Source organism: Nonomuraea sp. MTCD27 (assembly GCF_041950495.1).
Taxonomy (GTDB): Bacteria; Actinomycetota; Actinomycetes; order Streptosporangiales; family Streptosporangiaceae; genus Nonomuraea.
In genome coordinates this window covers 51,997-70,756 of sequence record NZ_JBGNUW010000016.1, presented here as the reverse complement: position 1 = coordinate 70,756, position 18,760 = coordinate 51,997, and the positions used below count along the sequence as shown (strand labels likewise).

At 72.3% G+C, this 18,760-nt stretch carries 21 protein-coding genes and 1 tRNA gene; 10 read left to right on the top strand and 12 right to left on the bottom strand.

The annotated features are described in order from the left end of the window. The first annotated feature begins 260 nt into the window (after positions 1–260). Positions 261–3,653 carry an alpha-L-arabinofuranosidase C-terminal domain-containing protein gene (locus ACBJ59_RS39140; RefSeq protein WP_375115186.1) on the top strand — a complete coding sequence of 1,131 codons (3,393 nt, stop codon included), beginning with the start codon at positions 261–263 and terminating at the stop codon, positions 3,651–3,653. Between the two features lie 31 nt (positions 3,654–3,684). On the opposite strand, the gene ACBJ59_RS39135 is transcribed toward ACBJ59_RS39140, so the two are convergent. Further along, the gene (locus ACBJ59_RS39135) at positions 3,685–4,431 is read right to left on the bottom strand and encodes a metallophosphoesterase (protein ID WP_375115185.1); all 747 of its coding nucleotides are present in this window, start codon (positions 4,429–4,431) and stop codon (positions 3,685–3,687) included. Between the two features lie 77 nt (positions 4,432–4,508). Between ACBJ59_RS39135 and ACBJ59_RS39130 the strand changes: the two genes are divergently transcribed. From ACBJ59_RS39130 to ACBJ59_RS39120, 3 genes are all read left to right on the top strand, one after another. After that, on the top strand, positions 4,509–5,924 hold the full coding sequence (locus ACBJ59_RS39130) for a PLP-dependent aminotransferase family protein (protein ID WP_375115184.1): 1,416 nt from the start codon (positions 4,509–4,511) through the stop codon (positions 5,922–5,924). Positions 5,925–5,946: 22 nt separating this feature from the next. Continuing rightward, positions 5,947–6,150: a DUF4236 domain-containing protein gene (locus ACBJ59_RS39125; protein ID WP_364113281.1), complete on the top strand. Its 204-nt coding sequence runs from the start codon at positions 5,947–5,949 to the stop codon at positions 6,148–6,150. A 102-nt stretch (positions 6,151–6,252) separates the two neighbouring features. Next, positions 6,253–7,725 carry a pyridoxal-dependent decarboxylase gene (locus ACBJ59_RS39120; protein WP_375115183.1) on the top strand — a complete coding sequence of 491 codons (1,473 nt, stop codon included), beginning with the start codon at positions 6,253–6,255 and terminating at the stop codon, positions 7,723–7,725. A 6-nt stretch (positions 7,726–7,731) separates the two neighbouring features. On the opposite strand, the gene ACBJ59_RS39115 is transcribed toward ACBJ59_RS39120, so the two are convergent. Continuing rightward, positions 7,732–8,679 (bottom strand): helix-turn-helix transcriptional regulator, encoded by a 948-nt coding sequence (locus tag ACBJ59_RS39115; RefSeq protein ID WP_375115182.1) that lies wholly within the window; start codon positions 8,677–8,679, stop codon positions 7,732–7,734. 98 nt (positions 8,680–8,777) lie between these two features. Here ACBJ59_RS39115 and ACBJ59_RS39110 point away from each other — a divergent pair, with 98 nt between their 5' ends. Genes ACBJ59_RS39110 through ACBJ59_RS39100 form a run of 3 tightly spaced genes read left to right on the top strand, consistent with a single transcriptional unit; the run spans position 8,778 to position 10,259 of the window. Next, positions 8,778–9,173 carry a VOC family protein gene (locus tag ACBJ59_RS39110; protein WP_375115181.1) on the top strand — a complete coding sequence of 132 codons (396 nt, stop codon included), beginning with the start codon at positions 8,778–8,780 and terminating at the stop codon, positions 9,171–9,173. Positions 9,174–9,194: 21 nt separating this feature from the next. Beyond that, positions 9,195–9,716, top strand: a complete 522-nt coding sequence (locus ACBJ59_RS39105) for a nucleoside-triphosphatase (protein ID WP_375115180.1) — start codon at positions 9,195–9,197, stop codon at positions 9,714–9,716. 21 nt (positions 9,717–9,737) lie between these two features. Beyond that, the gene (locus ACBJ59_RS39100) at positions 9,738–10,259 is read left to right on the top strand and encodes an AAA family ATPase (protein ID WP_375115179.1); all 522 of its coding nucleotides are present in this window, start codon (positions 9,738–9,740) and stop codon (positions 10,257–10,259) included. A gap of 5 nt (positions 10,260–10,264) precedes the next feature. On the opposite strand, the gene ACBJ59_RS39095 is transcribed toward ACBJ59_RS39100, so the two are convergent. Then, positions 10,265–10,337: transfer RNA gene (locus tag ACBJ59_RS39095), tRNA-Ala, on the bottom strand. Positions 10,338–10,411: 74 nt separating this feature from the next. On the opposite strand from ACBJ59_RS39095, the gene ACBJ59_RS39090 reads away from it, so the two are divergent. Then, positions 10,412–11,302, top strand: coding sequence for an RNA polymerase sigma-70 factor (locus ACBJ59_RS39090; protein ID WP_375115178.1), 891 nt, complete (start codon positions 10,412–10,414; stop codon positions 11,300–11,302). 40 nt (positions 11,303–11,342) lie between these two features. Here ACBJ59_RS39090 and ACBJ59_RS39085 read toward each other — a convergent pair whose 3' ends face one another. The 8 genes from ACBJ59_RS39085 to ACBJ59_RS39050 all read right to left on the bottom strand — a co-directional run bounded on the left by ACBJ59_RS39085 (position 11,343) and on the right by ACBJ59_RS39050 (position 16,525). Next, a complete protein-coding gene (locus ACBJ59_RS39085; RefSeq protein WP_375115177.1) occupies positions 11,343–11,873 on the bottom strand; it encodes a hypothetical protein in 531 nt (176 codons plus the stop codon). 9 nt (positions 11,874–11,882) lie between these two features. Further along, entirely contained in the window at positions 11,883–12,098 is a 216-nt protein-coding gene (locus ACBJ59_RS39080; RefSeq protein ID WP_364113297.1) for a helix-turn-helix domain-containing protein, read from the bottom strand. 58 nt (positions 12,099–12,156) lie between these two features. Further along, the gene (locus ACBJ59_RS39075; RefSeq protein WP_375115176.1) at positions 12,157–12,996 is read right to left on the bottom strand and encodes a metal-dependent hydrolase; all 840 of its coding nucleotides are present in this window, start codon (positions 12,994–12,996) and stop codon (positions 12,157–12,159) included. Then, positions 12,993–14,216: a CynX/NimT family MFS transporter gene (locus ACBJ59_RS39070; protein ID WP_375115175.1), complete on the bottom strand. Its 1,224-nt coding sequence runs from the start codon at positions 14,214–14,216 to the stop codon at positions 12,993–12,995. The genes ACBJ59_RS39075 and ACBJ59_RS39070 overlap by 4 nt, the downstream gene beginning before the upstream one ends. Before the next feature lie 202 nt (positions 14,217–14,418). After that, positions 14,419–15,024: an SRPBCC family protein gene (locus ACBJ59_RS39065; RefSeq protein ID WP_364113303.1), complete on the bottom strand. Its 606-nt coding sequence runs from the start codon at positions 15,022–15,024 to the stop codon at positions 14,419–14,421. Between the two features lie 31 nt (positions 15,025–15,055). Continuing rightward, positions 15,056–15,433, bottom strand: coding sequence for a hypothetical protein (locus tag ACBJ59_RS39060; RefSeq protein WP_375115174.1), 378 nt, complete (start codon positions 15,431–15,433; stop codon positions 15,056–15,058). Beyond that, positions 15,430–15,792, bottom strand: coding sequence for a hypothetical protein (locus ACBJ59_RS39055; RefSeq protein WP_375115173.1), 363 nt, complete (start codon positions 15,790–15,792; stop codon positions 15,430–15,432). Before ACBJ59_RS39055 ends, ACBJ59_RS39060 begins: the two co-directional genes overlap by 4 nt. 46 nt (positions 15,793–15,838) lie before the next feature. After that, a complete protein-coding gene (locus ACBJ59_RS39050; protein ID WP_375115172.1) occupies positions 15,839–16,525 on the bottom strand; it encodes a TetR/AcrR family transcriptional regulator in 687 nt (228 codons plus the stop codon). 44 nt (positions 16,526–16,569) lie between these two features. On the opposite strand from ACBJ59_RS39050, the gene ACBJ59_RS39045 reads away from it, so the two are divergent. Together ACBJ59_RS39045 and ACBJ59_RS39040 are read left to right on the top strand one after the other, a co-directional pair. Further along, positions 16,570–17,928: a DHA2 family efflux MFS transporter permease subunit gene (locus ACBJ59_RS39045; protein ID WP_375115171.1), complete on the top strand. Its 1,359-nt coding sequence runs from the start codon at positions 16,570–16,572 to the stop codon at positions 17,926–17,928. Next, on the top strand, positions 17,898–18,392 hold the full coding sequence (locus ACBJ59_RS39040) for a DUF523 domain-containing protein (RefSeq protein WP_375115170.1): 495 nt from the start codon (positions 17,898–17,900) through the stop codon (positions 18,390–18,392). Before ACBJ59_RS39045 ends, ACBJ59_RS39040 begins: the two co-directional genes overlap by 31 nt. On the opposite strand, the gene ACBJ59_RS39035 is transcribed toward ACBJ59_RS39040, so the two are convergent. Beyond that, positions 18,368–18,754, bottom strand: a complete 387-nt coding sequence (locus ACBJ59_RS39035; RefSeq protein WP_375115169.1) for a hypothetical protein — start codon at positions 18,752–18,754, stop codon at positions 18,368–18,370. The two genes, ACBJ59_RS39040 and ACBJ59_RS39035, sit on opposite strands and share 25 nt — an antisense overlap. Positions 18,755–18,760: the final 6 nt, after the last annotated feature.

The window sequence follows — 18,760 nt, the reverse complement described above, 5'->3', positions numbered from 1 at the left end:
CGTGCTCCTTTCCTGGCTTGGCCCCGACTGTGAACGTTAACAACCCGTTCCGTCAAGGGCTCCCCGCATTACGTTCGGGTTACGCAAGCTCACCTTGCCGGGCTCCGCCCGGCGGGCTGGGACGGCCACCCTCGCCTCGCCGCGAGTCCATCCCGGTGCCCCTTGACGCCGCTCCCGAGCAGTCCTTAACTTGTCGCGAATCGCCGTTGTTAACGCTCACTTCTGTGTTAACGCTAACAACCAGTGAGGAGCCCCCACTCATGTTGCGAATCGCCTTATCCGCCCTGCTCTTAGCGGGTCTGGTGGTGGCTCCTCCGGTCGCGGCGGCAGCGGACCCCATCCCTGAAGGCGCCGTCGTGGACCAGTTCGACGGCACCACGCTCGGCGAGGACTGGACGGTGTTGTCCCCTGACAGCTCCCGCTGGAGCCTGTCAGGCGGCGCGCTACACCTGGACACCCTGACCGGCGACACCCACCAGGGCACGAACAACGCCCGGAACCTCTTCCTCGTGGACGTCCCCGACGGCGACTTCGAGGTCGTCACCAAGCTCAGCGCGCCGGTCACGCTGGACTACCAGAGCGCGGGCCTGCTGGCCTGGCAGGACTGGGACAACTACGTACGGGCCGGGCTGGCCCACGTCGGGTTCGCGGGCGGGCCGGTGATCGAGACGGCCACCGAGGTCGGCGCGGCCTTCACCTCGGCCTTCGCGGCCAGGCCCGGCTCCACCGCCGAGATCGTCAAGCTGGCCAGGACCGGCGACGAGTTCGTCTCCTCCTACTGGGACGGCACGGCCTGGGTGCAGGCGTCGAGGATGACCGCCGCGCTGAAGGTCGGGCAGGTCGGGCTCTTCGGGCTCTCGGCGCAGAACGGCACCTCCGTCCGGGCCGACTTCGACTACATCGCGATCAAGGCGGCCGAGGGGCAGGCGGTGGTGCCGGAGGGGGCGTTCACGCTGCGGGCGGCGGCGCTGCCGTACCTGTCGGCCGACCGCTCGGGGACGGTGCGCGCCTCGGCGAAGGCGCCCATGACCGCCCTGGCCGTCACGGCGGAGTCCAGCGGCGACGGCGTCAGAATCAAGGACGTGGCGACCGGCAGATACCTGGAGGCGGGGCCGCAGGTGCGGCTGAGCGGCTCGGCCTCGGTCTGGCGGCTGACGGATGCCGGTGGGGGCAAGGTCACGGTGTCGTCCGGCGGCCGGAGCGTCTCGATCAGCGACGGGAAGCTGGTCATGGGCACGGACGCGACGAAGTTCCGGATCGAGGGCTACACCTCGGGCAAGCTGACCGTGGACCCGAAGGCCAAGGGCACGAAGGTCAGCCCCGACCTGTACGGCGTCTTCTACGAGGACATCAACCACGCCGCCGACGGCGGCCTCTACGCCGAGCTGGTGCAGAACCGCTCGTTCGAGTTCAACTCGACCGACGAGAGCTCCTACACCGGCCTGACCGCGTGGTCCAAGGCCGAGCGCGGCGCCACCGCCGCCCTGACCGTCACCGGCGATGATCCGCTGAACGCCAGCAACCGCAACTACCTGCGGCTCGACGTGACCGGCGACGGCACGGCGGGCGCGGTCAACGCCGGGTTCAACCGCGGCCTGCCGCTCAAGGCCGGCAAGCGCTACGACCTGTCGCTGTGGGCCAGGCGCCAGCAGGCCGGTCCCCTGACGGTCACCGTGGAGGACGGCACGACCGTGCTGGGCCGGGCCACGCTGCAGGTCAAGGCCGGGGGCTGGGCCACGTACAAGGCGTCGTTCACCGCCTCGGGCACCACCGACGCGGGCCGGCTCGTGGTGCAGGCGCCCGCCGGGCGGACCGATCTGGACATGGTCTCGCTGTTCCCCCGCGACACCTTCAAGGGCCACGGCATGCGGGCGGACCTGGCCAAGATGATCGCCGACCTGGAGCCGCGGTTCCTGCGCTTCCCCGGCGGCTGCGTCACCAACGTGGGCACCTACGACCCGTACTCGGAGAACCAGGACCGGCGCCGCATCTACCAGTGGAAGGAGACGATCGGCCCGGTCGAGGAGCGGCCGACGAACTTCAACTTCTGGGGCTACAACCAGACCTACGGCATCGGCTACTACGAGTACTTCCAGTTCGCCGAGGACATCGGGGCCGAGGCGCTGCCGGTGCTGTCGGTGGGCGTGAACGGCTGCGGCGAGAACCGGCCGCTGACCGACGAGGCCAGGCTGGCCCGGTGGGTGCAGGACACGCTGGACCTGATCGAGTTCGCCAACGGGCCGGTCACCTCGACCTGGGGCAGGAAGCGGGCCGAGCTGGGGCATCCCAAGCCGTTCGGGCTGGAGTACATCGGGCTCGGGAACGAGGAGATCTACGAGGAGTTCTTCACGAACTACCCGAAGTTCGCGAACGCGGTGCGGGCCGAATATCCCGACATCAAGATCATCAGTAACTCGGGTCAGACGTCGCAGGGCGCCTGGTTCGACCGGATGTGGCAGTTCGCCCGCGACCAGAAGGCCGACCTGGTCGACGAGCACTACTACAACAACCCGGACTGGTTCCTGGCCAACAACCACCGCTACGACACCTACGACCGCACCGGGCCGAAGGTGTTCGTGGGCGAGTACGCCTCCCGGGGCAACACCTTCTACAACGCGCTGACCGAGGCGTCGTACATGACGGGCATCGAGCGCAACTCCGACGTCGTGCAGCTGGCCTCGTACGCGCCGCTGCTGGCCAACGTCGACTACGTGGACTGGACGCCGGACCTGATCTGGTTCGACAACGACCAGGCGTACGGCTCGCCGAGCTACCACGTCCAGCGCCTGTTCTCCACGAACGTCGGCGAGCGGGTGGTGCCGAGCACGTTCGAGGGCGAGGCCAGGCCGGTCGAGGACATCAGGGGCGCGGTCGGGCTGGGCGCGTGGAACACCGCGGTCCGGTACGACGACGTACGGGTCACCGCGGCGGACGGCACCGTGCTGCTGTCGGACGACTTCTCGGCCGGGGCCGGCGGGTGGACGCCGGGCCTGGGCACCTGGGCCGTGCAGGACGGGGCCTACGTCCAGACGGCGCAGGTCGAGGACGCCAGGTCCACGGCGGGCTCGGCCGGCTGGTCGAACTACACGGTGGATGTGACGGCCCGCAAGACCGCGGGCGCGGAGGGGTTCCTGGTGATGTTCGGAGTCGCGGACACCGGCAACTTCTACTGGTGGAACGTCGGCGGCTGGGGCAACACCCAGTCCGCCGTCGAGAAGGCCGTGAACGGCGGCAAGTCCTCGATCGCCACCTCGGCCACCACCGTCGAGACCGGCCGCGACCACCGGCTCAAGGTCCAGGTCAGCGGGCGCCGGATCACGACCTGGCTGGACGGGCAGCGGATCAACGACTTCGTGGACAGCGCCCGGGTGGAGCCGCTGTACCAGGTGGTCTCCAGGGACGGGAAGTCGGTGACGCTCAAGGTCGTCAACGCGCAGGACACGGCCGTGCGCGGCAGCGTGGACCTCGGCTCGGCCCGGTTCCGGCCGACGGCCACGGTCACCTCGCTGACCGGCGCGCCGTCGGACGTGAACTCGATCGCCGAACCGGACCGGATCGCGCCGGTGCGGCGGCAGGTGAACGGCTTCTCCTCCGCCTTCGCCTACGACTTCCCCGCGTACTCGGTGACGTTCATCGAGCTCACCGAGCGGTGAGGACGCCGTAGGGGGCGGAGCCCCCCGCCCCCTACGGGACGACGCGGTAGTGGGTGGTCATCCGCCCCGCGTCGTCCAGCACGTGGAAGGCGATCACCGGCGGGAGCTCGTAGTCGACCGAGTCGGCGAAGCTCTCGCCGCCCTCCCACGGCAGCTTCAGCGTGGACACGACGCCCCCACCCACCAGCAGCGGCCGGCCGGCGAACGTGGTGGCCGCGGCCATGTGGGCGTGCCCGACCAGGATCGCGGGCACGCCGGTGCGGCCGGCGAGCAGCGCCTCCAGCCGCTCGGCCCGCCGCAGCCGCATCGCGTCCAGCGGCGCGCTGTGCAGCGGCACCGGCGGATGGTGGAAGGCCACGAAGACCGGCAGGTCGGTGCCGTCCAGCACGCCTTCGAGCCAGGTGAGCGTCTCGTCGTCGAGGTCACCGGGGTCCTGGCCCGGGATGGAGGAGTCGCACATGGCGAAGACGGCGCCGGGGGTGCGCAGCACCTGGTTGACGGGCCCGTCCGCGGCCTCCTCGCCGAGCAGGACGCGGCGGAACTCCGCCCGCACGTCGTGGTTGCCGGGGCCGACCAGGACGGGGTGGCGGGAGGTGAGCAGCTTGGCGGCCGTCTCGTACTCCTCGGCGAGCCCGTGGTCGGCGATGTCGCCGGTGACCAGCACCGCGTCGACGTCGCCGGGCATCGCGTCCAGGTAACGCATGACGGCGTCGGCCCGGCCGGCGCTCTGCGGTGTGGCGCCGATGTGGATGTCGCTCAGGTGAGCGATCACGATCATGACGGTGGTCCCCTTCCGGTTGTGCCAGCTCACCTACGGTAGGCCCGGGCACCGGACCACACGTAAGATCCGGTTCCGTGCGAAAAGACTGGGCCGGTTCCGGGGTGGACCTGCATCTGGAGCTCTCCGCCGGAGGCGGGCGGCGCGGCGCGCTGGAGGACGCGCTGCGGGCGGCGGTCAGGGACGGGCGGCTGGCGCGCGGCACCCGGCTGCCCTCGTCCCGCTCGCTGGCCGCGCAGCTGCGGCTGTCCCGGGGCACGGTGAGCGCGGCGTACGACCAGCTCGTCGCGGAGGGTTACCTGACCACCCGCCCGGGCTCGGGGACGGAGGTCGCCGCCGTGTCGATCCCCGAACCCGCCCCGGCCGCCCCGGAACCCGCCGCCCCGCCCGAGCCCGTGCACGATCTGCGCCCGGGGCAGCCCGACGTGTCCGCCTTCCCCGCCCGCGCCTGGCTGCGCGCCACCCGGCACGTGCTCGCGACCGCACCCGCCGCCGTACTCGGCCTCTGCGACCCGCGCGGCCGGATCGAGCTCCGGCGGGCGCTGGCCGGCTACCTGGCCAGGACCCGGGGAGTGGTGACCACGCCCGGGCACATCGTCGTCACGACCGGCTTCGTCCAGTCGCTCAACCTGCTCGCCGCCGTCATCGGCGACGGCCCGATCGCCATGGAGGACCCGGGGCACGACTTCTACCGGGAGGTGGTCCGCCGCGCCGGGCGCGAGGTCGTACCGCTGCCGGTGGACGGGCTCGGCGCGCGGGTCGGGACGCTCACCCCCGCCGTCGCCGCCGCGGTCGTCACCCCCGCGCACCAGTACCCCATGGGCGTCCCCCTGCACCCGAGCCGGCGCCGCGCGCTGCGCGAGTGGGGCGGCCTGGTCGTCGAGGACGACTACGACGGGGAGTTCCGCTACGACCGGCAGCCGGTCGGCGCGTTCCAGGGCACGGCACCGGAGCAGGCCGTGTACTTCGGCACCACCTCGGAGTCCCTCGCCCCCGCCCTGCGCCTGGCCTGGATGGCGGTGCCGCCCGCGCTGATCGGCCCCGTCACCGAGGCCAAGCTGCACGCCGACATCCATACGGAGGTGCTCGGCCAGCTCGTGCTGGCCCGGCTGATCGAGACCCACGACTACGACCGGCACATCCGCGCCGCCCGCCTGCGCTACCGCCGGCGCCGCGAGCTGCTGCGCGCCCGCCTGGCCGCCGCGCTGCCCGGCGCGGACCTGCCCGGCGTGGCGGCGGGCCTGCGCGCCCTCCTGCTGCTGCCCGGCGGCGGCCCCTCGGAGGCGGAGCTGCTCGACGCGTGCGCGCGCCGGGGCATCGCGTTGCGCCCCGCCTCCCCGCTCTGGCACGGCGCCGGGCGGGAGGGCCTGCTCATCGGGTACGCCGGCCCCTCGGAACGCGCCTACCCCCACGCGCTCGAAGCCCTGACGGAAACGCTCACGCGCGCGGCCGGCCGGGAACCAGCGGCCGATTCCGGTCGTTCTACCCCATGAGCGCACGATGCGGAGGAGGGACATGGGCTGGCACTACCGCAAGTCAATCAAAGTGGGGCCGTTCCGGATCAACCTGTCGCGGCACGGCGTCAGCCACAGCTTCGGCAACCGGCGCTTCCACGTCTCGACCACCCCCGACGGACGCAAGCACGTGTCGGTCCGCCTGCCCGGTGGCTTCCACGTCGGCAAGTCGTTCGGGAGCAGGCGCTACCCCAGACATTACTGACGCTCGGCGGTCTCCCGACCGCTTGAGATAGAACGGGCCGGAGGCGAAAGCCTCCGGCCCGTCCCCTTTCCCCGGGACCGCAAATGCCTACAGAGTGGGCGGATGAGCCCTCACATGACCCCTGAGGAGTTCCGCCGCCACGGCAAGCAGGTCATCGACTGGATCGCGGACTACCTCGCCGGCATCGAGTCCCATCCCGTGGTGTCACAGGTCAAGCCGGGTGAGATCCGGCGGGCCCTGCCGTCACGGCCGCCGGAGCACGGGGAGCCGTTCGAGGCCGTGCTGTCCGATCTGGGGCGGATCCTGCTGCCCGGCATCACGCACTGGCAGCATCCCGGCTTCTTCGCCTACTTCCCCTCCAACGCCAGCGGCCCGGCCATCCTGGGCGACCTGCTGTCCAGCGGGCTGGGGGTGCAGGGCATGCTCTGGGTCACCAGCCCGGCCTGCACGGAGCTGGAGACGGTGGTGGTCGACTGGCTGGCGGGCCTGCTCGGCCTGCCGGACCACTTCCGCACCGACGGGGCGGGCGGCGGCGTCATCCAGGACTCGGCGTCGAGCGCGTGCCTGGTCGCGCTGCTGGCCGCGCTGCACCGGGCCGGCGACGGCCAGGTCACCTCGGACGGGATCACCCGCCGGTACACGATGTACGTGTCGTCCCAGACGCACTCGTCCCTGGAGCGGGCGGCACGCATCGCGGGCCTGGGCGCGCAGGGCGTACGCGTCGTGGACGTCGATCCCCGTACGCTCGCCATGGACCCGAGCCACCTGCGCACCCTCCTGGACCGGGACCGGGCGGCCGGCGCCGTCCCCGCCATGGTGTGCGCCACCGTCGGCACCACCTCCACCACCGCCATCGACCCGGTCCCCGCGATCGGCGAGGTGTGCGCGGAGCGCGGCGTCTGGCTGCACGTGGACGCCGCCTACGCCGGGGTCGCGGCGATCTGCCCGGAGTTCCGGCGGCTCAACGACGGCGTCGGCGAGTACGCCGACTCCTACGTCACCAACCCGCACAAGTGGCTCCTGACGAACTTCGACTGCACCGTCCTGTGGACCGCCGACCGCGCCCCGCTGCTCGCCGCCCTGTCGACCCTGCCCGAATACCTGCGCAACACCGCCACCACGACCGGCTCCGTCATCGACTACCGGGACTGGCAGGTGCCGCTGGGCCGCCGGTTCAGGGCGCTGAAGCTGTGGTCGGTGATCCGCTGGTACGGGGCCGAGGGGCTGCGCGCGCACATCCGCAAGGGCGTCGCGCTGGCGCAGGACCTGGCCTCGTGGATCTCCGCGGACCCCGGCTTCGAGCTGCACGAGCCGCATCCGCTCGGGCTCGTGTGCTTCCGCCCGCGGTGGCCGGGCCTGGCGGCGGCCGAGGCGGACCGGGCCACGCTGCGGCTGATGGAGCTGCTCAACGCGAGCGGGTCGATGTACGTGACGCACACCAGGATCGGCGACCGGGTGGTGCTGCGGATGGCCGTCGGGGCCGCGACGACGGAGCGGCGGCACGTGGAGCAGGCGTGGGAGCACATCCGCTGGGAGCACGCCGCCCTGTCCGGCACCCTCCCCGCCGAGGACTGACGGCTGTCAGGGCCGGTATCGCTCGACCAGCTCGGCGCCGATCCTGGCCAGCTCGGCCCTGACCTGCTCCGGCTCCACCACCTCCACCCGCGCGCCCCACCCGGCGAGCTGCTCGGCGATGGTCAACGCCATCGGGGCCGCCACCCGCACCCGGACCCGCCCGTCCGCCTCGGTTCCCAGGGTCCGGCAGTGGCGCCCGAAGTGGTCGCGCAGGATGGGCAGGAGCCGGTCGGCGATGAGCACGGTCGCGGAGACCGTCGAGCGCCGCCGCTCCATCTCCGCCACGACCCCCTCCCAGGCCCGGGCCAGCTCGAAGTCGCCGGGCCGCTCGAACCCCTCCTCCGTCACCACGGCCTCGGCGATCCGGTCCACCCGGAACGTCCGCTGGCCGCGCTCGGTCCCCGCCAGCAGGTACCAGACGTCGTCCTTGTCCACCAGCCCCCACGGATCGACGACCCGTTCGGTGCGTTCCCGGTCGCGGCGGCCCTCGTACACGAGCCGGACCCGGCGCCGCCGTACGGTGGCGCCCTGCAGGACCCGCACCAGCTCGGGCCGCTCCTTCCCCGGCTCGCCCCAGCGGGCGGGGTCGACCACCACCGCACCGGCCGCGGCCTCCGCCTCCTCCCTGAACGTCTGGGGCAGCGCCCGCATCAGCTTGCGCAGCGCGGACCTGACCTCGGGAGCGGCCGGCGCGGCCGGGCCGGCCAGCAGGAACAGCGCCTGGGCCTCGTGCGCGGTGAGCCCGGTCAGATCGGTGCGCGCGCCGCCCAGCAGCGACCACCCGCCGCCCCGGCCCGCCTGCGGGTACACGGGGATGCCCGCGGCGGACAGCGCTTCGAGGTCGCGGCGCGCGGTGGCCACCGACACCTCCAGCTCCTCGGCCAGTTCCGCCGCGGTCACCCGGCCGCGCGCCTGCATCAGCAGCAGCGCGGCCACCAGTCGATCGGCTCTCATGTTTCCGATTCTCCCGGAAAAAGTGCTCATTTGATGAGCACTTTCATCCCGCAAACTGTCCATGTAGCTCAACGGGAACGAGACGAGAGGTCACCGACATGCTGCGAGGATTCGCCACACTGACGTTCTGGGCCGCCGACCTGGAGGCCGCCAAGGCCTGGTACGCCGAGTTCCTCGGCATCGAGCCGTACTACCAGAAGCCCGGCTACATCGAGTTCCGCCTCGGCGACTACCAGCACGAGTTCGGCCTGATCGACGCCCGCTACGCCCCGCCCGGCGCGACCGACCGGCCCGCGGGCGCGGTCATGCACTGGCACGTGGACGACCTGGAGGCCACCCTGGAGCGGCTGCTCTCCATGGGCGCCAAGGAATACCAGCCGATCACCCACCAGGGCGACGGGGAGGGATTCGTCACCGCGTCGGTGGTGGATCCGTTCGGCAACATCCTGGGAATCATGCGCAACCCGCACTACCTGACCGTTCTCGGGGAGTGACGGGTCTGCCATCCTGGAGCCGTGTCCAGGCCGCGCATCCTGCTCACCGCCCCGCCCCGCACGGGCAAGACCACCGTCGTCCGCCGCCTCGCCGACCTCCTGCGGGCGGCGGGGGTGCCCGTCTGCGGCTTCCTCAGTGACGAGGTGCTCGAGCACGGGCGGCGGGCGGGGTTCACGGTGGAGGAGTTCGGGGGCCGCAAGGCCGTGATGGCCCACCTCTCGTGGGTGTCAGGGCCGCGGGTCGGCAAATACGGCGTCAACGTGCCCGCGTTCGAGCGCGTCGCGCTGCCGGCCATGCAGCGGGCGCTGACCACGAAGGGCGCGGTGACACTCATCGACGAGATCGGCCCGATGGAGCTGCTGTCGCCGGCCTTCCTGCCGCGCTGCGTGGCGCTCTTCGAGGCCGGCCTCCCGATCGTGGCCACCGTCCACCAGCGCACCCACCCGACGCTGAAGGCGCAGATCGAGGCCGAGCTGATCACCGTGACGCCGCAGAACCGCGACGACCTCCCGCGGGCCCTGGCCCGCCTGCTCGCCCCCTGACCCTCTGGGATGATCGGCTCCATGACACGGGGACGCCTCATCCTGCTCTGCGGCCTGCCGGGCTCCGGGAAGACGACGCTGGCCCGCCGCCTGGCCGCCGAGCTGCCCGCGGTCCGGCTGTGCCCGGACGAGTGGCTGGCGCACCTCGGCCTCGACCCGTACGACGACCCGGCGCGCGACCGGCTGGAGAGGCAGCTCTGGCGGCACGCCCAGGATCTGCTGCGGCTCGGCCAGACCGTCGTCCTGGAGTACGGCTTCTGGGCCCGGGTGGAGCGCGACGAGCTGCGGCTGGCCGCCCGCGCCCTCGGCGCCGCCGTGGAGCTGCGCTATCTCGCGACCCCGATGGCCGAGCTCCACCGCCGCCTGGCCACGCGTAACGAGGCCGGCTCCTGGGGCACCGTCCCGATCACCCCGGACCTGCTCGACGAGTGGGCGAAGCTGTTCGAGCCGCCGACGGAGGCGGAGCTGGCCCTGTTCGACCCGGTCACGAGCGGGCCGCGGAACGCGAACGGCGGCGCCCGGGAGGACACCGCCGCTGAGTGAAGGGGTGGAGCTATGGGGATTCGAACCCCAGACCTCCTCCATGCCATGGAGGCGCGCTACCAACTGCGCCATAGCCCCTTGCGATCAACAAGTGTAACGGAGTCCCGGAGCCCTTGTGTCACGCCGAGGCTCCCGTGATACGTCTATGGTTCATGTCGACCTTTGACGAGCACCGAAGCCTGCTGACGGGAGTGGCCTACCGGATCCTCGGCAGCGTCGCCGACGCCGAAGACGTCGTCCAGGAGGCGTGGCTGCGCTGGTCGGGGGTGGACGAGTCGACCGTCGACGAGCCCAAGGCGTACCTGATCAGGGTGACCTCGCGGCTGGCCATCGACCGGCTGCGGTGGGCGAAGTCGCGGCGGGAGTCGTACATCGGGCCGTGGCTGCCCGAGCCGGTGAGCACCGCGCCCGACGTCGCCGAGCGCGCCGAGCTGGCCGACTCCGTGGAGATGGCGTTACTCGTCGTGCTGGAGACGCTGTCGCCGCTCGAACGGGCCGTGTTCGTGTTACGGGAGGCGTTCGACCTGCCGTTCTCGGAGATCGCGGAGATCATCGGGCGGGCCGAGCCGGCCACCAGGCAGCTCGCCCGGCGGGCGCGCGACCACGTGCACGAGCGGCGGCCGCGCTTCGACGTGGACCGGGACGAGCGCCGGCGGATCACCGAGCGGTTCATCAGCGCCTCCGCCGAAGGCGACCTCGACGGGCTGATCGAGCTGTTCGCCGACCAGGTGACGATGGTCAGCGACGGCGGCGGCAAGGCCAGGGCGGCGCTGCGGGTCATCACCGGCTCCGAGAACGTGAGCCGCTACCTCCTGTCGATCAACACCCCGGCGAACATCGCCAAGTTCATGGCCTCGATCGGCATGGCGGAGGTCTCCGGGATGTCGTTCGCGGTGGCGATGCTGAACAACGCTCCCGCCGTGGTCATCTCGGCCGACGGGCGGGTGATCAGCGTCCTGACGTTCCTCGTCGCGGACGGCAGGATCGAGACCATCTACCTGGTCGCCAACCCCGAGAAGATCGCCCACCTGAAACCCGCCTGACCCGCGGGCACGGCCGGACGCAGCGTGCGCGGCACCGGGGTCAGGCGGCCCGGCGGGTCGGGATGCCGGCCTCGCGGACCAGGTCCGGCAGGTTCACCCCGGCGTCGCCGAGGATCCGGCCGACGCCGTTGGCGTAGTCGGCGAGCAGGCCCCACAGCAGCCGCTCCCCGGTGATCGGGCCCGGCCGCCACTGGGCCACCTCGATCACCTTCCTGGCGTGCATGGCCAGCGGGATCTGCCCCAGCGGCCCGTACAGGGTCACCCTCAGCGGGCGCACGCGGGAGCGGCGCAGCGTCCACCGCTCCGGCTCTTCCGTGCCCGCCCGGGTGCGGCGGTGCACCTCGGCCAGGTCGATGCCGAGCGTGGCCAGGAGCGACCCCGGGTCCGGCACGTCCACGCGCTCGCGCACGTCGGCCGCCGAGGCGGTGAAGGACGGCAGCGAGAACGGGCGCACCTCCGCCACCCCCAGCAGGATCAGATCGGCGTCGAGGGCGGGCCGCCCGGCGTCGAGCGCCAGGATCCCCGCCCTGACCACCGCCCGGCGGGCGCCTTCCGTGTACCTGTCGAACATCACCTTCTCCTACCTCCCCGTCCTGCGAGCGTGCTTGCGGTGCGCCGACTGCCGGCGGACCCCCAGCGCGTCGGCGATCTGCTCCCACGACCACCCCTGGGCGCGGGCGTTCGACACGTGGACCGCCTCCAGCTCCTCCAGCAGGGCCCTGAGCGCGGCCACCGCCGCCAGCCCCACTCCCGGGTCGCGGTCGGTGGCCGCCTCGGCCAGCTCGGTGACTTCCATGGTGTCAGCATGTGCTGACAAGCACCCGCTTGTCAACAGATGCTGACAGATGGATCCCTCAGGCGCGGCCCGTCCGCATGGTCAGGGTCGCGTCCTCCGGCGACAGCCGCAGCTCGACCGCGACCCCGGCCAGCTCAGCCGTATGCCCCACGTGGGTGCCGCCGCACGGGATCGACGCCTCGCCTTCGGGCAGCGAGCAGTGCCACGTACGGCGGGCCGTCAGCCCCGGCCCCGGCACGTCCAGCCGGACCGGCGCGTCGGCGGCCACCCATGCCGCCAGCCGGTCGTTCACCCGCCGGGCGACCTCGGCCGGGTCCAGGTCCTCGCCGGAGAAGCCCTTCTTGCGCAGCGACTTGCCCAGGCGGTAGACGTCCACGCTGCCGTGCGGCACGATCCGCGAGGAGGTGATCGCCGCCTGGTCGAAGTCGGGGCTCCCGAGCGCGTCGGGCCGCGCCTCCTTGCGCCAGCGATCGGCCAGCGCCGCGTTGAGCGCGAGCGCGGCCAGGTGGCAGGCGGTGTGGCCGTAGGAGAGCGCCGCCCGGAAGGCCGGGTCGACTTCGAGGTCCACCTCGGCCCCCACCGGCAGCGGCGCCTCCGTCACGTGGACGACCAGCCACTCCCAGCCCTCGGTCCCGCGCCGCACGGGGATGGACTCGCCGAGGAAGATCTCGCCGGTGGTCGGGCCGGTCGTCGACTGGGCCCCTGTAACGCAGTCGACGACCGGCAGACCCCCGATCGTGCCGCGGTCCGCGGGCTGGTCGGGCCAGGTGTGGTCGAGAGGGTGGAAGGGTGTCTCGGCGGCGACGAGGCCGTGCCGATCCCTCACCGGAACGACCCCGACGATCTGGGAGCGGCCGCTGGTCAGGCCGCTCGGGAAGGTGACGACAGTGGATCTCACCGGGCCATTCTGGCAGCGGCCCGCTCGTCCTCCAGGTAGCGGTTGCGGCCGGCGTACAGGCCGGTGACGAGCTGCGCCACCAGCACGGCGAAGATCAGCACGTACGGCACCGCCCACCCGCCGGTCGCCTCCCGCAGCACCCCCACGAGCAGCGGGCCGATGCTGGAGATGAGGTAGCCGGCGCTCTGCCCGAACGCCGACAGCGCGGCCGTGGCCTCCGGCGTACGGGTGCGCAGCGCCAGCATCATCAGCGCCAGCGGGAACGACCCCATCCCCACGGCCACGAACACCACCCACACCATCGCCGTGGAGGGCGGCGCGAACCAGAGCCCGAGGAAGCCGACCGCGTAGAAGGCGACGAGCCCGGCCACGGCGGGCCGCTGGTCGCGGTAGCGGGAGGCGATCACGGGCACGAGGATCGAGACGGGGATGCTCAGCGCCGTGAACACGCCGAGCACCAGCCCGGCCTCCGAGGTGGTGTAACCGCCGTCGGTGAGGATCGTGGCGAGCCAGCCGAACATGATGTAGGCGATCATCGACTGGGTGCCGAAGTAGATCGCGATCATCCACGCCAGCTTGCTCCTGACCAGGCCGCGCAGGCTTGCGTCCCGGCCGCCCGTGTCCCGCTCCGGCTCACTGCGCAGCAGCGCAAGCCACGGAATGGCGGCCACGGCGGCCAGGGCCGCCCACACGCCGAGCGCGACGTGCCAGTCCCCCGACGCGCGCTCGATGGGCACGGTCGCGGCGGCGGCCAGCATGGTGCCCGCCGCCAGGGCCGTGGTGTAGACGGTGGTCATGATCCCGGTGTTCGCCGGGAAGTGACGCTTGATCAGCGTCGGGATGAGCACGTTGCCGACGGCGCCGCCGGACAGCGCCACCGCGCTGCTCAGCAGGAACACCGGGGCCGAGCCGACCATCGACCTGGCGAGCAGCCCCACGCCCAGCGTGACGAGGGCGAGCAGCAGCAGCCGGTGCTCGCCGACCCGCCGGGCCAGCGCCGGGGTGATGGCGCCTACACTGGCGAAGGCCAGCACGGGCAGCGTGGTGAGCAGCCCGGTGCCGGCGCTCGACATGCCGAGGCCGGCGGCGAGGTGGTCGAGCAGCGGGCCCACGCTGGTGACGGCGGTGCGCAGGTTGAGCGCGGCGAGGACGATTCCCAGCACGAGGAGCCAAGCCAGCGGGGTGGTTCTGCCTCGGGACTCTTGGGCGAGCACGCTCATGTCGGGGGTGGTCCTCCACTCATCAAATCATGGGACGAATCACCACCTTAACAGGACCGAAATATCCATTTATTCCTGGTCATGGCAAAACCCCCGGCGATGGGATTCCGGGGGTCTTGCGCCCGCCCTGAACAGATCCGCCCTGATCAGAGGGCAGGCGCTCAGGGGCTGCGCTCAGTGGACAGGGATCAGAGGCCAGGGATCAGAGGACGGGCCGCGGGCCCTCGGGAGGCTCGCCGCCCGGAGGCACCGGGCCGGGAGGCGGGAGCGTGCCGCCGGGCGGGTAGTCGCCACCGCCCACGGTGCCGGGCGGGACGGGCCGGTCGCTCTCGCCGTAGGAGGAGCCGCGCTGGTGCGGCCCCGGCACATCGCCGCGCCACCCGCCGGTCTCGCCGCCGCGCGACTCGATGAAGGTCTTGAAGCGCTTGAGGTCGCCGACGACCCGCATGCGTACGAGCTGCAGCCAGTCACCGGCGGTCTCGACGAAGCCCTCGGGGTCGTACTCCATCTGGAGCGTGATCCTGGTCCTGCTGTCGTCGAGCCGGTGGAAGGTCACCACACCGGCGTGGTGCGGCCGGTCCACGCTGCGCCAGGCGACGCGCTCGTCGGGGTGCTGCTCGGTGATCTCGGCCTCGAACTCGCGCCGGACGCCGGCGATCTCCGCCACCCACGCCGTACGTGTGTCACCGATCTGCTTGACCGACTCCACGCCCTCCATGAACTCGGGAAAGCTCTCGAACTGCGTCCATTGGTTGTAGGCCGCCCTGATGGGGACCTCGACGTCTTCCGAATGTTCGATCGTGCTCATGGGGTGTGCCACTGCCCGGGCAGGGCGGGCGCTAACGCCTGCGCCGCAGCCAGAACAGGCCCACGAGGGGCAGCACGAGGGGGATGAACAGGTAACCCCTGCCGTACGCCGACCACACCGTCTCGTCGGGAAAGGCGGCCGGGTCGAGGAGGCTGAGCGTGCCGATGATCAGCACGCCGGCCAGCTCGATGCCGAGCGCGACCAGCGCGAGGCGGCGGGCGCCGCGCCAGAGCGCGACGGTGAGCAGGATGTAGACCAGCGCCGCGAACGCCGACAGCGAGTACGCCAGCGGCGCCTCGGCGAACCTCCCGGCGATCTGGACGGCCGCCCGCGCCCCGGTGGCCAGCGAGAACAGCCCGTAGACCGCGATCAGCGCCCGCCCTGGCCCGGTCCCGATGGAGGTCGTCACGCCACGCCCTGCCAGATCTGCAGCACCCGGGCGTTCATCACGGCGATCGCGAACCCGGCCACGGCCAGGATCCCCGACCCCCACCTGCTCCGCTCGGCCAGCGCCAGGAACACCCCGGCCGGGGGGATCAGCACCTGCCCGCCGATGTAGCCGAACAGCGTGACCTTGTCGGCGGGCCCTTCGCCGCCCGACACGGCCGCGATCACGAAGCCCGCCTGCACCAGCACGGCCACTTCGAGCAGGCCGAAGCCGACCAGCAGCACCATGCCCATCGGCCGGTTGCGGATCGCGACGATCAGGCTCATCAGCATCAGCAGCAGCGCGCCGGCGATGACGATCGTGGAGACGGTGGTGTTCATCGGGGGTAAGGCTATCGCCCGGGCGCGTCGCCCCCGAGAACGGCCGTCACCCTCGCAGGTGGGCCTCGATCCCGTCCAGCACCCAGTTGAGCCCGCGCTCGAAGTTGTCGTCCGCGCCCTGCACGCCCTGCTCGATCATCGGCGCCAGCCGGGGGAACTCACCGCTCTCGACCAGCTCCCTGATGTACGGCTGCGCCACCGCGGCCCGCTCTGCGTCGTTGACCCCCTGCTCCCTGGGCGCCCCCCGCTCCTGCGCCTCCCGGACCACGAACCCGGTCATGTAGTCGTTGAACACCGCCAGGAACCGCCAGGCCGTCAGCCGGTCGACCCCGAGCCCGTCGAACGCGGCCAGCTTCTGCTCCACGTGCCGCAGCCCGTTGGGCCCGATGTCCACCCGCTGCGAGATCAGCTCGACCCGCCACGGATGCCGCCGCACCAGCTCGCGCTCGCGCCGGGCGAGCAGCAGCAGCGCCTCGCGCCAGTCGCCGGGCAGCGGCCCCTCGACGAGCGTCTCGGCGGCGATCTCGTCGGCCATCAGGGCGAGCAGGTCCTCCTTGCGCTCGATGTAGGAGTACAGCGTCATCGCCCGGGCGTCCAGCTCGGCGGCCACGCGCCTGATGGAGACCGCGGCCAGCCCCTCGGCGTCGGCGACGGCGACGGCGGCGGCCACGATCGCCTCCCTGGTCAGCACGGGGCGGCGGGGCGGCGAGGGTCTCGACCAAACGGAACTCACGGCTCCGAGTCTAGACAGCGTACGAAACTGATACGCTGTACGACATGCGATACGGCGTACGAACTCCTCTCGGGGCCACGGGCCTGGTCGTCCTCCTGGGCGTCGTCATGACGATGCTCGACACCACGATCGTCAACGTCGCGCTCGGCACCCTGGCCCGCGACTTCCACACGACGCTCGCCACCATGCAGTGGGCCGTCACCGGTTACCTGCTGGCCCTGTCGATGACGGTCCCCGTCACCGGCTGGGCGGTGGGCAGGTTCGGCGGCCGGAACGTCTGGCTCGTCTCGCTCGTGCTGTTCATCGCGGGCTCCGCGCTCGGCGCCGCCGCCTGGTCGGTCGCGAGCCTGGTCGTCTTCCGCGCCGTCCAGGGGCTGGGCGGCGGGCTGCTCCTGCCGGTCGGCCAGATGATGCTGGCGCAGGCGGCGGGCAAGGAGCGGATGGGCCGCGCGATGGCCCTGATCTCGATGCCCGCGATGCTGGCGCCCGTGCTCGGGCCGCCGCTCGGCGGGGTGGTCGTGGAGACCCTCGGCTGGCGGTGGCTGTTCCTGATCAACGTGCCGATCTGCGCCGTGGCGCTGGTGGCGGCGTTCGTGCTGCTGCCCCGGGAGCCGGGCGCCGGCGCCCAGGGCCTCGACGTGCGCGGCCTGGCCCTGCTCTCCCCCGGCCTGGCCGCGCTGGTCTACGGGCTCTCCGAGGTGGGCAACGGGGCCTCGCTCCTGCATCCGGCGCTGTGGCTGGGCCTGGCGCTGCTGGCCGCGTTCGCGGTGCGGGCCCTGCGGGGCCCGGGAACGCTGCTGGACCTGCGGCTGTTCGGCGACCGCACGTTCGCCGCGGCGGTGGCGGCGCTCGTGTGCTACTCGGCCGCGATGTTCGGCTTCACCGTCCTCGTCCCGCTCTACAGCCAGCTCGCCGAGGGCGGCGACGCGCTGGACGCCGGGTTGCTGCTGGCGCCGATGGGGATCGGTGCGGCGATCACGATGCCCCTCGCGGGCAAGCTCACCGACAGCAAGGGGCCGCGCGGGACCGGAGCGGCCGGCGTGGTCCTGGCGGTGGCCGGGATCGTGGCGTTCGTGCTGCTCGGCGGGGGTCCGATCCCGATGTTCGTGCTCGGGCTCGGGCACGGGCTGGTGTCGACGTCGGTGATGGCGGCGGCGTTCAGGACGCTGGAGCGGGCCGAGATCCCGGGGGCCACCACGCTGAGCACGATCGCGGTGCGTCTCGCCTCGCCGTTCGGCGTCGCGGTCCTGGCCGTGCTGCTGGAGGTGTTCACCAGGGCCGGGGTGGCGCGGCCGTTCACGTACGCGTTCTGGGTCGTCGTCGCGCTGGCGGCCGTCTCGCTGGTGCCCATCGCGCTCATAGGATCGAAGACGTGGAGAAGATCCTCGTCAGCGCCTGCCTGATGGGCCGCAAGGTGCGCTACGACGGCGGCGCGAAGACCAGCTCCGACGCCTGGCTCGCCGGGTGGCGGGAGGAGGGGCGGCTGGTGCCGTTCTGCCCGGAGGTGGAGGGCGGGCTGCCGATCCCCCGTCCCGCCGCCGAGATCGAGGGCGGCGCGGGCGGGGCGGCCGTCCTGTCCGGCACCGCCCGCGTGCTGGCGACGGACGGCTCCGACGTGACGGCCGAGTTCCTGGCGGGCGCGCGGGCCGCGCTCGCGGTCGCGCGCTCCCAGGGGATCCGGATGGCGGTGCTCAAGGAGGGCAGCCCCTCGTGCGGCGCACTGTCGATCTACGACGGCAGTTTCCAGGGGCGGCGAGCCCCGGGGCAGGGCGTCACGACGGCGCTGCTGGAGCAGCACGGGATCCGCGTGTTCAGCGAGGAGCGGCTGCCCGAGGCGGCCGGCTATCTGCGCACCCTGGAGACGTAGAAGGCCCCGATCAGCCCGGCGGCCAGCACGACGGCCATCGTGCTGTGATACCAGTTGAGCAACGCGCTCGCCGCGCCCCCGCCGTCGCCGAAGGCCAGGGCCAGGATCCCCATCAGCACGCCGCCCAGCGCGGCCGCGTGCGCGTAGATCACGCCGTCCCACGCCCACGCCCGCCCGGCGAGCGCGCCGTACGCCCCGGCGGCGGTGGCCACGGCGCACAGCGACTCGACGACGGCGGCCGGCACGATGACGGGTTCGCGTACCGGGCCGAACGCGATCCCGGCGTGCAGCAGCGCGAACGAGAGGAAGATCAGGGCGTAGAGCGCCAAGAGCCCGCCCAGTGCCCTGCGGAGTGCGTCCATGCCCTC